Origin of the sequence: Rhodococcus sp. NPDC057014 (assembly GCF_042673295.1) — a bacterium.
GTDB lineage: Bacteria > Actinomycetota > Actinomycetes > Mycobacteriales > Mycobacteriaceae > Rhodococcus_F.
Genome location: NZ_JBHUSF010000230.1, coordinates 1 through 14,623 on the forward strand (window position 1 = coordinate 1; position 14,623 = coordinate 14,623).

Genomic DNA, 14,623 nt, shown 5'->3' on the forward strand with positions numbered 1-14,623 from the left:
CCCGTTGGGAGTTCGACCTGATGGACGGTCTGGCGGTGGACCTGACGGCCCGCGGGTACGTGACGTGGAACGTCGAGTACCGACGCCCCGCCGAGAAGAGGTGGGCGGCGATGACGTCCGATGTCGCCACCGCACTGCAGGCCGCCGGGACCGTCCCGGACGTCGATCCGGGGCGCGTCGTGATCCTCGGCCACTCGGCCGGCGGTCAGCTCGCCCTGCGCGCCGCCGCCGATGCCGCCGCCGACGAGGCGGCGGTACGCCCGGCGCTGGCGGTCAGCCTCGCCGGGGTGCTGAATTTGCGGCTCGCCGACGAACGCCGACTCGGCGAGGGCGCGGTCGCGCATGCCGTCGGCGGCCGCTGGGCCGAAGACCACGCGGCGTACGAGCGGTCGTCGCCGCTCCATCGGCTGCCGCTCGGCGTCCCGCAACTCGTCGCGTGCGCCGTGGGCGACGAACCGGATCTGCTGGAGATGACCAGGCAGTACCACGCGACCGCGGCGAAGATGCCCGACGACGTCGCCCTGACCGAGGGGCCCGGCGATCACTTCGCCGTCATCGATCCCGCGAGCGAGATCTGGCGAAGGATCGCCGGGGCCATCGATGCCCGGATCAGACCTCGGACAGCGTAGACACCGCCGACCGCAGCCCGGCCCCCGCGCGACCGCGCAGCAGGTCCGCGCAACGCTCGGCCATCGTCATGACCGTGATGTTCGGGTTGACGTGCGGCAGTTTCGGCATCGCCGACGCATCGACCACCCGCAGTCCCCGCACCCCCTTGACCCGCAGTTCCGGATCGAGCACCGCCATCGGATCGTCGACGCCGCCCATGCGGGCCGTGCCCGCCGGGTGATACACCGTGTTGTGGGTCTTGTGGATGTAGTCGAGGATCTCGTCGTCGGTCACCGCATCCGGTCCCGGCGCCAGTTCACGGGCGATCCACCCGCGCAGCGCTTTCTGCTCGGCGATCGTGCGGGCCAGCTTCACCCCGAACAGCATCACTCGGTCGTCGTGGCCGTCGCTGTCGGTGAAGTACCGGGGATCGACCTTCGCGCGGTCGCGGAAGTCGCGCGAGCGCAGCCGCACCGTTCCGCGGGAACGGCCCTGCGTGACGTTCGGGGTGAGGCAGAAACCGTTGTCCGTGGTGGGATAGCCCCACCGGAGGGTGTTCATGTCGAACGGCACGCTGCCGTAATGCATCATCAGGTCCGGATGGTTCAGCCCCTCCTCGGTCGTCGCGAACAGTCCGATCTCCCACCACTGCGTCGACTCGGTGACCATCGGCCGGGACGCCTCCCAGAACACCAGGCCCTCCACGTGGTCGTCGAGGTTGGCGCCGACCCCGGGCGAATCGACGCGGACGGGAATGCCGAACTCCGCGAGATGCCCCGCCGGACCGATGCCGGAGAGCATCAGCAGTTTCGGAGTGTCGATGGCGCCCGCGGTGACGATCACCTCGCGTCGCGCCGACACCGTGTCGTACCCGGTCAGATCGGGGCGCTGGTAGCGCACGCCCGTCGCCGTCTGCTGTTCGTCGAACAGGATCTCACTCACCCAGCAGCCGGTCCGGACCTCCAGGTTGGGGCGGGTCCCGAGAATCGGGTGCAGGTAGGCGTGCGACGACGACATCCGGGTGCCGTCCTCGGACGCATTGATCTGGAACCACCCCGCGCCGTTCAGCACCGTTCCGCCGCGGTTGAACGCGACGGTCGGCAGACCGACCGCGGCGGCAGCGTCGAGGACAGCGCGGCCGCACGGATCGTTCGGGGGGACGTCGCGCAACCGCACCGGGCCGCTGCGACCGTGGCCGTCACCGGGGGCGTCGTTGTTCTCCAGCCGGCCGACGTACGGCAGGATGTCGCGTGCACCCCACCCCGACGCCCCCATCGCCTCCCAGTCGTCGAGCACCTCGGCCGGCGGCCAGAACGCGATACACGAATTGTGCGACGAGCAGCCACCGAGCACCTTGGCCCTGGCGTGCCGCATGAAGCTGTTGCCCCGCTCCTGCGGCTCGACCGGGTAGTCCCAGTCGTACCCGGAGTCGAGCAGGTGCATCCACTGCGACAACTCGAGGATGTTGCGGTCACCGACGTCCGACGGTCCCGCTTCGAGGAGGCACACCGTCACCGACGGGTCCTCGCTCAGGCGGGCCGCGAGGACGCACCCCGCACTGCCGCCACCCGCGATCACGTAGTCGAATTCCAGTGCAGTGCCTCGCAGTTCACTTTCGGTCATCGGGCAAGCTCCTTGTCGATCGGTTCGGATTGCGGTGCGGCCGGTGCGGCGGCCACGGAGTGGGATGTCAACGTTCCGATGTGGTGCCGGCCGGTGGTGAGGTACCACAGCAGTCCGAGCCCGAGGATGACGCCGATGTAGACGAAGGCACCCCAGGTGTTGTACCAAGGCTCCCCGTACACGGCTTCGCGCGGCCAGGCGAGGTTGACGGCCATGCCGATTCCCCACACCACGGCGACGATGTTGACGGGCAGACCCCATCTGCCCATCGTGAAGTAGCCGCCCTCCTTCAGGTCCCGCGGCGGCCACTGGCCGCGCAGCCTCCGCTTCAGCATCGGGCCGGTCACCATCAGGTACGCGAGGTAGATCATGATGATCGCGATCGAGGTCAGCACGGTGAAGATGTGCGGTTGGCCGATGTTGACCACCAGGATCAGCGCGGCCACCACTCCGATCGTCACCGCGGGCACGACGGGTGTCCGCGTCTTCGGGTGAACGCGGGCAAGCCGCTCACCGAACGGGAGTGCGTTGTCGCGGGCCATGGCGAAGGTCAGCCGGATGGCGGCGGTGTGCACCGCCAGCGAGCACACCGTCACGGCGATCACGATGCAGATCAGGAAGATGGTGCCCAGCGGTCCCCACATCACCTGCTCCACGATGTACTGCAGGCTGCCGTCGGATGCGCCGATCTTCGGATCGTCCAGGTCGGGGGCCGCCATCACGGCGAACACGAGGATCGCGCCGCCGATCACGAACGAGGCGAGGATCGCACGGAGGATCGCCTTGGGGGCGGTGCGGCGGGGTTCGACCGTCTCCTCGCCCAGCGAGCTCGCGGTGTCGAAGCCGTACATCACGTATCCCGACGCGAGAGTGGCCACCAGGAACGCACCGAGATAGCCTCCGCTTTCGCCGGCGCCGTAGCCGTGGGTGGAGAAGAATACCTGCGGGCCGCGGGTCGCGTTGGCGGCGAGGATGATCGCGATCAGCACCGCGGCGATGAGTTCGATGAACACCCCGGCGCTGTTGATCATCGCCATGAGGCGGACACCGAGCGCGTTGACGACGGTGGTGAAGCCGATCATCACGGTCCCGAGGAGGACGGCGTTGGTGGCGAAGTCGTGTTCCCCGGTGCCGTCGCCGACGATCTGGAAGCCGCTCCACAGCCGCGGCAGATTGAGCTGCAGCGCCAGCACAACGGCCGACAGGGTGACGATCGACGCGGTGAGCATCAGCCAGCCCGCCGACCACCCCACCACTCTGCTGCCGAGCGTTTTCGCCCAGTTGTACACGGAGCCGGCGATCGGATACTTGGCGGCGAGCTCCATGAAGCACAGTGCCACCGAGAGCTGGCCGAGGAACACCAGCGGCCACGACCACAAATATGCGGGCCCGGCCGTACCGAAACCGAAGTAGAACAACTGGAAAGTGCCGGTCAGAATGGAAATGTAACTGACGCCCGCAGCAAAACTCGCGAACTTGCCGATACTGCGATCGAGGGACTCCTTGTATCCGAAATCCTCGAGTCCACTGTCCTGATCGCCGGTCGTGTTGTCGGGTCTGGTCATTCGATCACTTCCTGAGAAGTCGAGGGGGTCTGCTCGCGCGCCCTGCCGAGTGCACGTCAGGTCGCGGTGAACCACCCCGCGAGAGGTGAGGTCGTGTTGTTCCAGATGTGTTTGACTTCCTGGTATTCGGAGAGCCCGGCGGGCCCGAGTTCGCGTCCGTTGCCGGACTTCTTGAATCCGCCCCACTCCGCCGCCGCCGTGTAGTAGCCGAAGTCGTTGAGCCACACCGTTCCGTGACGCAGACGGCGCACCACCCTCTCGCCGCGGGCGGCGTCCGACGTCCGGACCCCGGCGGCGAGGCCGTACTCGGTGTCGTTGCCGAGTCGGACCGCGTCCTCCTCGGTGGTGAACCGCTCGACGGTGAGGATGGGCCCGAACGTTTCCTCCTGCACGATCCGCATCGTGCGGTCGCAGTGGTCGAAGATGGTGGGCAGGTAGTAGCTGCCGCCGTCCAGCGCGGGATCGGCGGGCCGGGAGCCGCCCGTCCGGAGCGTCGCTCCCTCGGCGATACCCAGTGCCACATAGGCTTCGATCTTGTCGCGCTGCGCCGCCGACACGAGGGGTCCGGTCTCGCTGGCCTGGTCGAGTCCCGGGCCGACGCGGATGGCCTCGGCGCGCGAGACGAGCGCGGCGACGAACTCGTCGGCGATCGACTCCTCGACGATCAGGCGCGTCCCGGCCGAGCACACCTGCCCCGAATGCAGGAAGACTCCGGTGAGCACCTGGTCGACCGACGACTCCCAGTCGGCGTCCGCGAAGACGAGGTGCGGATTCTTACCGCCGAGTTCCACGGCGACCTTCGTGACGTGCTTCGCGGCCGTCTCCAGGATGGTGGTGCCGGTGGCGAGTCCGCCGGTGAACGAGATGAAGTCCACGTCGCCGGTGTCGGTGAGGGCGGGTCCGAGGTCGGCGCCGCTGCCCTGCACGAGGTTGACCACCCCGGCGGGCACACCGGCCTCCTCGATCAGCCGCGTGAACGCGATCGTGCTCAGCGGCGTCACTTCACTGGGCTTGAGCACCATCGTGCAGCCGGCAGCGAGTGCGGGTGCCACCTTCCAGGAGATCTGCAGCAGAGGGTAGTTCCACGGTGCGATGAGGACGCAGACCCCGATCGGTTCGCGGACGACCCGGGAGACGACGGCGGGGTCACCCACGTCGACGACGCGGTCGCTCGAGACGAGGGCCAGCCGGGCGTAGTACCGGAAGACGGAGACTACGTCGTCGATGTCGATTCGACTCTCCACCAGCGTCTTACCGGTGTCGACCGTCTCGATGCGCGCCAGCTCCTCCTTGTCGCGCTCGAGGAGATCGGCGATACGCGACAGCAGCGACGATCGCGTGGCGCCCGGGGTTTCCGGCCAGTCCCCGGCGTCGAAGGCCGCCCGGGCCGCCCGTACTGCTCGCCCGGCGTCTTCGGGCGACGCCTCGTCGACGGTGGCGATCACGTTCCCGGTTGCCGGGTCGATGCAGTCGCGGGTGCGTCCCGATGTCGCAGCCACCCACTCCCCCGCGATGAAATTCACCGTGCCGAACAATTTCTGGACGTCGAGATCAGCGGATAGCGCCGACATCTTCATAGTGTGTCCGAAACCCTTTCGTGTGCAGATTCTTTCGTTGGGCCGACGATGAGCGGATCACGGGAGACGTCCCGGTACAGCGAGACGCACAGTCCGATCATGACCAGCAGGAACGGTGCGGCCGCGATGATCGTCATCGTCTGCAGCCCCTGAAGGGCGTCCGAGCCTCCGGTCCAGAGGATGAGCGCCGCGGTGCCGCCGGTGAGCGTGCCCCAGAACACGACGATCCGCTTGCTCGGGTGCCGGGTCCCTCGCTCCGACAGGGTGCCCATCACGAGCGATGCCGCGTCGGCGCCGGAGACGAAGAACAATGCCACCAGCACCATGACCAGCACGGTGGAGACACCGGCGAGCGGCAGGTGGTCGAGCATTCCGAACAACTGTCCCTCGGTCGACGACTGGGACGCCACATCGGTGCCGTCACGTTGCACCCCGATGGCGGATCCTCCGAATACCGCGAACCACACGAGGCTGACCGAGGTGGGGATGACGATCACACCGATGACGAACTGCCGGATGGTGCGGCCACGGCTGATCCGGGCCAGGAACATGCCGACGAACGGGGTCCAGGACACCCACCACGCCCAGTAGAAGATCGTCCACGACGACAGCCACGACGCGGTGTCGTCGCCGGCACTCGCGGCGGTGCGACCCGACATCGTCGCGAGTTGCGCGCTGTAGTCGGCGATGGTGGTGGGCAGCAGATTGAGGATCAGCACAGTGGGGCCGAGGACGAACACGAAGACCGCCAGCACGATGGCCAGCACCATGTTGATGTTGGACAACCAGTGGATTCCCCGCGCCACGCCGGACACCGCCGAGGCAACGAACGCGAACGTCAGCAATCCGACGAGGGCCACCAGGGCGAACGTGCCGACCTCGCCCATCCAGCCGATGATCTCGAGCCCGGACCCGATCTGGAGGGCACCGAGGCCGAGCGACGCGGCGGTGCCGAACATCGTCGCGATGATCGCGAGCACATCGATCACCTTGCCCGCCGCCCCCTCGGCGCGACGGCCGAGGAGCGGAACGAACGCAGAGCTGATGAGTTGCTTGCGGCCCCGCCGGTAGGAGCCGTAGGCGATCGACAATCCGACCACCGCGTAGATCGCCCACGGGTGCAGCCCCCAGTGGTACATCGTCGTGGCCATCGCCGACCCGGCGCTGCCGTCGGTCCCGGGCGGCGGACTCACCATGTGAGCGAGGGGTTCGGCGACGCCGTAGAACATCAGCCCGATCCCCATGCCGGCGCTGAACATCATCGCGATCCAGCTGACCGTCCGGAATTCCGGCTTCTCCCCGTCCTTGCCGAGCGGAATCCGGCCGTACCGCGACAACGCCAGGAACAGCGAGAACAGCACGAACCCGGTGGCCGCGGTGATGAACAACCACCCCAGGTCGGCGACGAGCCACCCGAGGGCCGCGTTCGACACGAGCGCGAGGTTCTCCGGCGCCAGCAGGCCCCACAGGATGATGCCCACCCCGACTCCCGCCGCGGCGCCGAACACCACCTTGTCGACCCCACGCCGCGCCGGGGCGTGAGCGGGTGCCGGACGCTCCTGTTCCGGCGCCTGCACGTCGGGAGGGTCGATCACCCTCGGTTGCTCGCCGGCGTACGTCATTTCGCGTCCCCACCCAGCCGGGTCAGTAACCAGTCGTGGAATTCGCCGATGTGATGCTCCGCGGGCACCAGCACACCACCGTCGCGGTAGGCCTTCGACGACATCGTCGGCTGCGTCCGCTCGCACGCGTCGAAGTCCTGCTGATTGACGCGGTGGAACAGTTCGACCGAGCGGGAGACGTCGCGTCCCGACGCCGTGACGTCCGGCGCGTACAGCCAGTCGCATTCCACGATGGTGCGGTCCGCGGACATGGGGTACATGCGGTGGAAGATGACGTGGTCGGGCACGAGGTTCACGAACACCTGCGGCCGGACGGTGATGGCGTAGTACTTGCGGTCCTGATCGTCGCTGATGCCGGACAACGCCTCGAATCCGCCGCTTCCGTCGATGGTGAAGCCCTCGACTTCGTCACCGAAGGCGGCACCGTGCCCCACGAAGTACTGTGCGGCAAGGCCGTCCGCGAACTCCGGAAGCACCTCGGTGAGTTCCGGGTGAATGGTGGCGCAGTGGTAGCACTCCATGAAGTTCTCGATGATCAGCTTCCAGTTGGCCGCGACGTCGTAGGTGATCCGGCGGCCGAGCTCCAGGGTTCCGATCGCGTACCGATCGATGGCGGCCGGATCGCCGAGCCGTTCGGTGACGGAGCCGATGACCTCGTCCTCGAACGACGGCGGCTCGTCCGCGAGGCACACCCAGGCGTAACCCAGCCACTCGCGCAGCGCGACCGGCACCAGTCCGTACCGCACCCGGTCGATGTCGGCTCCCGTCTCGTCGCGCAGCGCGGCCATGTTCGGTGCGGCGACCAATTTGCCGTCGAGTCCGTACGTCCACGCGTGGTACGGGCACTGGAGGTTCCGCCGGACCTGACCTTCGTCCTCCGTGCAGAGCATGGCGCCGCGGTGCCGGCAGATGTTGAGGAACGCCCGCAGGGCGCCGTCCCGGCCGCGGACGACGAGGACGCTCTCCCTGCCGACGGTGACCTTCTTGAACGCGCCGGCGTCGGCGAGATCAGCGGTGCGGGCGGCGCAGAACCACATCGCCTCGAAGACGTTCTCCTGCTCGCTCACGAAAATGTCGGGGTCGGTGTAGTAGCGACCCCCCAGAGTGGGGATCAGTGCCGGGGCGGGCGCGGGGGCTTGGACGTCCGGAGCGGACATAGATGTCACCGTTCTTTCGTTACGGGAAAGATGCGTTCGGTCGGGGCTGTGACCTGGTGTCTGTGTGCGAATGGGGCGCAGATCGCAAGGGCATCGTTGCCGAGTGTGACGACATGGGTGCCCGATCCGCGACGATCGTTCGAACAGCGGACAGCTGTTCCCGCCGAGTCATCGCGGCGTCAGCATTGTTGCGTCATCAGCAACGCTATGCGATTTAGACAACTTAGACCGTCGCCGGCGGACGTGTCAAACATCACATTCGACACTTCTTTCGCACACGCGACACGACCGAAACACCGCGTTAACCACGCGGCGCCGAAACCCGGGCAAACCGGACTATCGGTTCGTCCTGCGTTGAGGGAGAGCCACTTCCGGGCCGTCAGTCACCCGCGTCGACGGATTGCTGCGCTTCGATCCGCGCCACCGCGTCGGCGATTTCGAGCGCAACCGCCTCGAACTGATCGGGCGCCAGCCGGTATTCCGGGCCGGACACACAGATCGACGCGACGATCCGGTTGGTGACCCTGCTTCGCACCGGCACAGCGATGGAATTGAGCCCCGCTTCGAGTTCCTCGGCCGTGGACGCCCACCCCCGCGACCGCACGTGCTCGAGCTCGACGTCGAACGCATGGAAGTCGGTGATGGTGTTGGGCGTGAGCGCGCTCAATCGCGGGCCCAGCCTGCTGCGGAGCTGGCCCGACGTCATCTCCGAGACCAGGACCTTGCCGGTCGCGGTCGCGTGCGCCGGGGTGACCTGACCCACCCACGTGCGGAGCGCGACGTGGCGATCACTGCGAGCCTCGAGCACGTTGAGCGTTGCCGCACCGTCCAGCACCGCGAGGTTGACCGTCTCGCCGAACGCGTCGGCCAGGCGGTCGCACTCGGGCTGCGCGACCTCGACGAGGCCGCTCTGCGCGACCGTGGCCTCGGCCAATCGCACCACCGCGAATCCGAGCTGGTATTTGCCGCGGACGCCCGCTTCCTCGACGAATCCGCGTTGCTGCAGCGATGCGATGAGGCGTGAGACGGTCGATTTGTGCACGCCGAGGCGCACGGCGATCTCCGTGGCCCCGACCCGGCCCTCCGCCGCAACGATCTCGAGCACGTCGATGGCACGTTCCACGGCGTGCACGGTCTTCGCCTTCCCTTCCGCGCCCTGGGCCGCCGATGCCGTCGCCTCGGATTCACTCATGCCCCCGAGGTTATGCCCACCGACTTCCGGAACGCAGTTTTTACACGCGAATGCTTGACACCGCGGGGCAGCACCGGAGAGCATTGTGTTGCACAGCTTGCAAGTCGTCGCGCATAGCGCAACAACTGCTCCACAACTTGCCCCTCCTTCCCGACGCATCCGGAGGTATCGAGTGATTCTCGATAACGATTCCCCAGTTGTGACCCACCCCGGCACCACACCGTTCGCCGTGTGCGAACTCATCACCCTGCCCGTGGGCGAAGTAGTCACGGTGACGCCGCCGGGAATGGCTCCCATCTCCGTCTTCCACACCTCCGACGGTCTGTACGCCGTCGACGACACCTGCACCCATCAGGACGCCTCCCTCGCCGACGGCTGGGTCGAGGGCTGCACGGTCGAGTGCCCGCTCCACGAGGCATGCTTCGACCTCCGCACCGGAGTGCCGTCGGGCCCGCCGGCCAAAATCGCAGTCCGCACCCACGACGTGTCGATCGTCGACGGCACCGTGCTGCTCCATCTCGAACAGAAGGGCGACACAAGATGAACACTGTCCCGAATTCTATTGCGGTACTGGGCGCTTCACTCGCCGGACTGTCGGCGGTGCGCGCGCTGCGCGAGAAGGGATACACCGGCCGCCTCGTCGTGGCAGGCAGTGAACAGTCCCTGCCCTACGACCGGCCACCCCTGTCGAAGGAATTCCTCACCGGCGAAGTGACGGACGAGGACCTGCTGTTGATGAACAGCGACGACGACACCCTCGACGTCGAATGGCGGATGAACAGCACGGCCACCGGCCTCGTTCGCTCCCCCGACGGGCTCCACCGCGTCACCTTCGACGACGGGTCCTACCTCGACGCCGATGCCGTGGTCGTTGCGACCGGCGCGCGTGCCCGGACCCTGCCCGGGCACCTCGGTCTCGCCGGCGTCCACACGCTCAGATCCGTCGACGACGCGCGCGCCCTGCGCGATTCGCTGTCACGGGCGCAGAATCTGGTGATCGTGGGAGCCGGTTTCATCGGAGCGGAAGTGGCCTCCAGTGCGGCCGGAATGAGCCTGCACGTCACGGTCGTCGAGGCCTCGCCGACACCCCTTGCCGGTCCACTCGGCATCGAGCTCGGGGCGATCTGCGCAGGACAGCACGCCGCACACGGTGTCCAGCTTCTCACCGGGTCGGTCGTCGACGCACTGCTGGGCGACGACGCGGTCGAGGCCGTCCGGCTCAGCGACGGAACAGTCCTGCCTGCGGACGTCGTGGTGGTCGGAATCGGGGCCGTCCCCAACGTCGAGTGGGCGTGCGACTCGGAACTGATGATCGACGACGGCTTCCTCACCGACTCGTCGTGCCGCACGAATCTCCCCGGTGTGTACGCGATCGGCGACTGCGCAAGGACTTTCGACGACACCCACCAGGTCCATCACCGGAGTGAGCACTGGAGCAACGCCGTCGCCCAGGCGGCCACCGTGGCCGACACCATCATGGCCACCCCGTCCGGGCCCGCGGCGATCCCGTACTTCTGGTCCCACCAGTACGGCAAGATGCTGCAGTTCGCCGGAACGAGGCACAGCACCGACGAGGTCCGCTTCGTCGACGGCGACCCCGGAACCGGCACGTTCGTGGCCACCTACGACCGCGACGGCGACACCGTCGGCGTCTTCGCGATGAACAATCCCCGGCTGTTCACTCGGTACAAGAAGCAACTCGCCAGGTCGCGGGCCTGATGCCGGCGCTACGTGACCGCGTAGCCCAGGCGGTTGCTGATCTTGTGGGAGGTGTCGAGCGCGGCGCGTGCGACGTCCTCGAACCGTTCCGGCAGCAGTCGGTAGGCGGGGCCGGACACACTCAGGGCCGCAATCATTTTCGCCGTGTAGTCGCGAATCGGGACGGACACCGCATTCAACCCGAGTTCGAGTTCCTCCTCGGACTCCGCCCAGCCCCGTTCGCGGATGGAATTCAGCGATTCCACGAGGGCAGACACATCGGTGAGCGTCTCGGTCGTGAGAGCGATCGGACTTTCTCCCACACGCTCCGCGATTTCGCTGTCGGACAATTCCGTCAGCAACAGTTTTCCGCTCGCCGTCGCGTGTGCCGGGCTGCTCTGCCCCACCCACGTATTGGTACCGACGCCGGACGGGCCGTCCGCTTTGACGATGCTCACCGAGCGATTGCCGTCGAGTATCGACACATTGACGCTCTCGCCGACAGTTTCCGCCAGTTCGGCACACAATTCCTGACTCTGCCGCACCAGATCGCCGTCCGGCGTCGCAGTGCGGGCCAGGCGGACGATCGAATTCCCGAGCTGGAACTTCCCCCGGTTCTTCAATTGCGAAACATAGCCCCGCGAGTCCAGGACAGCGACGAGGCGCGACGCGGTCGACTTGTGGACGCCCAGCTCCTCGGCGATTTCCGTGACGCCGGCGGTACCGAGCCTGGCGAGGATTTCGAGTACTGCCAGAGCGCGGTCCACTGACTGCACAGCGCCGGCCGGCCGGCTCCGATCGCCGTTCGAGTTCTCGTCCAATTCAGTCATCGCGACTTCAGGATAGGCGACATCATCGTGCGACGGTTATCTCCCTCCACACCCTGTTCCGCGCCACCGCCGGCCGCTCCGGTGCGCATTTCTCCGAAAAGTCGGGGATTATTCGCCGTTTCCCTACTCGATCATCAAGGAGTTACCCGCAATTCGGGGTTGACCCCCTTACTCTGCCGGACCTAATGTGTTGATATATCAGTTGCCGATAATGGTTCCGATCGGCCGATCCGTTTCGCAATTCACAGTTCTCTCCGGCGCCGTTCGAGCCCGCGCCGAAACTCGAATCTCCCGCCCGCCGCGACAGCGGCAGCACCCGTACCTCGCCACACACAGGCACCCACCCAATCAGGAGGACCATCATGGGGTCACCGCGCGTAGTGATCATCGGAGCCGGCATCGTCGGCGCGAATTTGGCCGACGAGCTCACCGCTCGGGGCTGGGATCGGATCACGGTCCTCGATCAGGGACCGCTGCCGCTCACCGGAGGATCCACGTCACACGCACCGGGCCTGGTGTTCCAGACGAACGCGTCCAAGACGATGACAGAGTTCGCCCGGTACACCGTCGAGAAGTTCGTCGGACTCGACGTGGACGGCGAGTGGTGCTTCAACCAGCTCGGCGGACTCGAGGTGGCCACCACTCCCGAGCGCCTCGCCGACCTGCACCGCAAGCAGGGCTGGGCCACATCCTGGGGCATCGAGGGCGCCGTCCTCGACCCGGCCGAGTGCGCGAAGCTGCACCCGCTGCTTGACGAGAAGCGAGTGCTCGGCGGACTGTACGTCGAAACGGACGGCCTCGCGAAGGCGTCCCGTGTCGTCGTCGCGCTGGCCCGGCGCGCCGAGACCCGTGGCGCCGTGTTTCAGGGTTCGACGAAGGTGATCGGCATCGAGCAGAGCGGCGGCAAGGTCACAGGCGTCGCGACCGCGGACGGCGTGATCCCCGCCGACATCGTGGTGTCCTGCGCAGGCTTCTGGGGTCCCGACATCGGCGCGATGGTGGGCATGGACGTCCCGCTGCTGCCCCTGGCGCACCAGTACGCGAAAACCGAGCAGATCCCCGAACTCGTCGGACGGAACACCGAACTCGCCGAGGCGGGTTTCCCGATCCTGCGCCATCAGGATCAGGATCTGTACTTCCGCGAGCATGTCGACCGTCTCGGCATCGGCACGTACGCCCACCGCCCGATGCCGGTGAACCTGCGCGACCTGGACGAGAGCGACGACGTCTCCGCATCCGACATGCCGTCGATGCTGCCGTTCACGGAAGAGGACTTCGCGCCGTCGTGGGAGCAGTCCAAGCTGCTGTTGCCGTGCCTCGAATCCGCGAAACTGGAAGCCGGATTCAACGGGGTCTTCTCGTTCACCCCGGACGGCGGACCGCTCATCGGCGAGTCCCCGGACGTCGCCGGGTTCTGGATCGCCGAGGCAGTGTGGGTGACGCACTCCGCCGGTGTCGGCCGGGCGGTCGCGCAACTGCTCGTCGACGGCCGCTCCGAGGTCGAACTGCACGGTTGCGACGTGCACCGGTTCGAGGAGATCCAGCTCGCGCCCGACTACGTCAGTGAGACGTCGCAGCAGAATTTCGTCGAGATCTACGACGTGCTACACCCGCTGCAGCCCAAGGAGTCTCCCCGCGATCTGCGGGTGAGTCCCTTCCACGCTCGCCAGAAGGAACTCGGCGCCGTGTTCCTGGAGAGCTCCGGCTGGGAGCGCCCGCACTGGTTCGAGGCCAACGCCCATCTGGTGCAGGACCTTCCGGCCGAGTGGCAGCCACCGGCCCGTGAGCCGTGGGCGGCGATGTTCCACTCGCCGATCGCAGCGGCCGAGGCCTGGAAGACCCGCACGTCGGTGGCGATGTACGACATGACACCGCTGAAGCGGCTCGAGATCAGTGGCGCCGGCGCGCTGGCCCTGCTCGATCGGCTGACGACCGGCAAGATGGACAAGTCCGTCGGATCCGTGACCTACACGCTGGCACTCGACGACGCCGGCGGCGTGCGCAGCGACCTCACCGTCACGCGGCTGTCCGACACCGTCTTCCAGGTCGGCGCGAACGGCAACCTCGACCTCGACTACTTCCGCCGGCAGTCCCCGGACGACGGCAGTGTGCAGATCCGGGACGTCACCGGCGGGACGTGCGGGATCGGGCTGTGGGGTCCGCGCGCCCGGGATCTGGTGCAGGCGCTCAGCTCCGACGACTTCTCGAACGAGAACTTCAAGTACTTCCGCGCGAAGCAGGTCCGGATCGGCGGGGTGCCCGTCACCGCGATGCGGCTGTCGTACGTGGGCGAACTCGGCTGGGAGCTGTACACGTCCGCCGACAACGGTCTGCGCCTGTGGGATCTGCTGTGGGCGGAGGGGCAGAAGCACGGCGTCATCGCCGCCGGCCGCGCCGCGTTCAACAGCCTCCGGATGGAGAAGGGCTACCGCTCGTGGGGCAGCGACATGACCACCGAGCACAACCCGTACGAGGCCGGTCTCGGTTTCGCGGTCCGGCTGCAGAAGGGCGACTTCCGTGGGCGTGACGCGCTCGACGGAGTCTCCGACGAGACGGTGGAGCGGCGCCTGGCGTGCCTCATGATCGACGACCGTACGTCGGTGGTCCTGGGCCACGAGCCGGTGTTCGTCGACGGACAACCCGCGGGGTACGTCACGAGTGCGGCGTTCGGTCACACGGTCGGGGCGCCGATCGCCTACGCCTGGCTTCCCGCGACCGCGACCGTGGACACCGCGGTGGAGATCGGATAC

The 14,623-nt window shown here is 67.3% G+C and carries 11 protein-coding genes; 4 read left to right on the plus strand and 7 right to left on the minus strand.

The features are described 5' to 3' along the window. Positions 1-629 (plus strand): alpha/beta hydrolase family protein (locus tag ACFTZB_RS32180; protein ID WP_378437779.1); only part of this gene is annotated, 629 nt, incomplete at its 5' end. Here ACFTZB_RS32180 and ACFTZB_RS32185 read toward each other — a convergent pair. The 6 genes from ACFTZB_RS32185 to ACFTZB_RS32210 all read right to left on the minus strand — a co-directional run bounded on the left by ACFTZB_RS32185 (position 610) and on the right by ACFTZB_RS32210 (position 9,345). Further along, positions 610-2,232 (minus strand): GMC family oxidoreductase, encoded by a 1,623-nt coding sequence (locus ACFTZB_RS32185; RefSeq protein ID WP_378437781.1) that lies wholly within the window; start codon positions 2,230-2,232, stop codon positions 610-612. The two genes, ACFTZB_RS32180 and ACFTZB_RS32185, sit on opposite strands and share 20 nt — an antisense overlap. Beyond that, the gene (locus ACFTZB_RS32190) at positions 2,229-3,797 is read right to left on the minus strand and encodes an APC family permease (RefSeq protein ID WP_378437783.1); all 1,569 of its coding nucleotides are present in this window, start codon (positions 3,795-3,797) and stop codon (positions 2,229-2,231) included. Before ACFTZB_RS32190 ends, ACFTZB_RS32185 begins: the two co-directional genes overlap by 4 nt. A gap of 56 nt (positions 3,798-3,853) precedes the next feature. Continuing rightward, a complete protein-coding gene (locus tag ACFTZB_RS32195) occupies positions 3,854-5,374 on the minus strand; it encodes an aldehyde dehydrogenase family protein (RefSeq protein WP_378437785.1) in 1,521 nt (506 codons plus the stop codon). Next, on the minus strand, positions 5,371-6,996 hold the full coding sequence (locus ACFTZB_RS32200; RefSeq protein ID WP_378437787.1) for a BCCT family transporter: 1,626 nt from the start codon (positions 6,994-6,996) through the stop codon (positions 5,371-5,373). Before ACFTZB_RS32200 ends, ACFTZB_RS32195 begins: the two co-directional genes overlap by 4 nt. Then, positions 6,993-8,153 (minus strand): aromatic ring-hydroxylating dioxygenase subunit alpha, encoded by a 1,161-nt coding sequence (locus tag ACFTZB_RS32205; RefSeq protein WP_378437789.1) that lies wholly within the window; start codon positions 8,151-8,153, stop codon positions 6,993-6,995. Before ACFTZB_RS32205 ends, ACFTZB_RS32200 begins: the two co-directional genes overlap by 4 nt. A gap of 379 nt (positions 8,154-8,532) precedes the next feature. Further along, positions 8,533-9,345: an IclR family transcriptional regulator gene (locus tag ACFTZB_RS32210; RefSeq protein ID WP_378437791.1), complete on the minus strand. Its 813-nt coding sequence runs from the start codon at positions 9,343-9,345 to the stop codon at positions 8,533-8,535. A gap of 199 nt (positions 9,346-9,544) precedes the next feature. Here ACFTZB_RS32210 and ACFTZB_RS32215 point away from each other — a divergent pair, with 199 nt between their 5' ends. Together ACFTZB_RS32215 and ACFTZB_RS32220 are read left to right on the plus strand one after the other, a co-directional pair. Beyond that, complete coding sequence (locus ACFTZB_RS32215; RefSeq protein ID WP_378437793.1) at positions 9,545-9,889, plus strand: bifunctional 3-phenylpropionate/cinnamic acid dioxygenase ferredoxin subunit; 345 nt, start codon at positions 9,545-9,547, stop codon at positions 9,887-9,889. Next, positions 9,886-11,064, plus strand: coding sequence for an NAD(P)/FAD-dependent oxidoreductase (locus ACFTZB_RS32220; RefSeq protein ID WP_378437795.1), 1,179 nt, complete (start codon positions 9,886-9,888; stop codon positions 11,062-11,064). Before ACFTZB_RS32215 ends, ACFTZB_RS32220 begins: the two co-directional genes overlap by 4 nt. Positions 11,065-11,072: 8 nt before the next feature. Here ACFTZB_RS32220 and ACFTZB_RS32225 read toward each other — a convergent pair whose 3' ends face one another. Then, complete coding sequence (locus ACFTZB_RS32225) at positions 11,073-11,873, minus strand: IclR family transcriptional regulator (RefSeq protein ID WP_378437797.1); 801 nt, start codon at positions 11,871-11,873, stop codon at positions 11,073-11,075. 362 nt (positions 11,874-12,235) lie between these two features. Here ACFTZB_RS32225 and ACFTZB_RS32230 point away from each other — a divergent pair. Next, positions 12,236-14,623: FAD-dependent oxidoreductase (locus ACFTZB_RS32230; protein ID WP_378437800.1), on the plus strand; the 2,388-nt coding region annotated here is incomplete at its 3' end.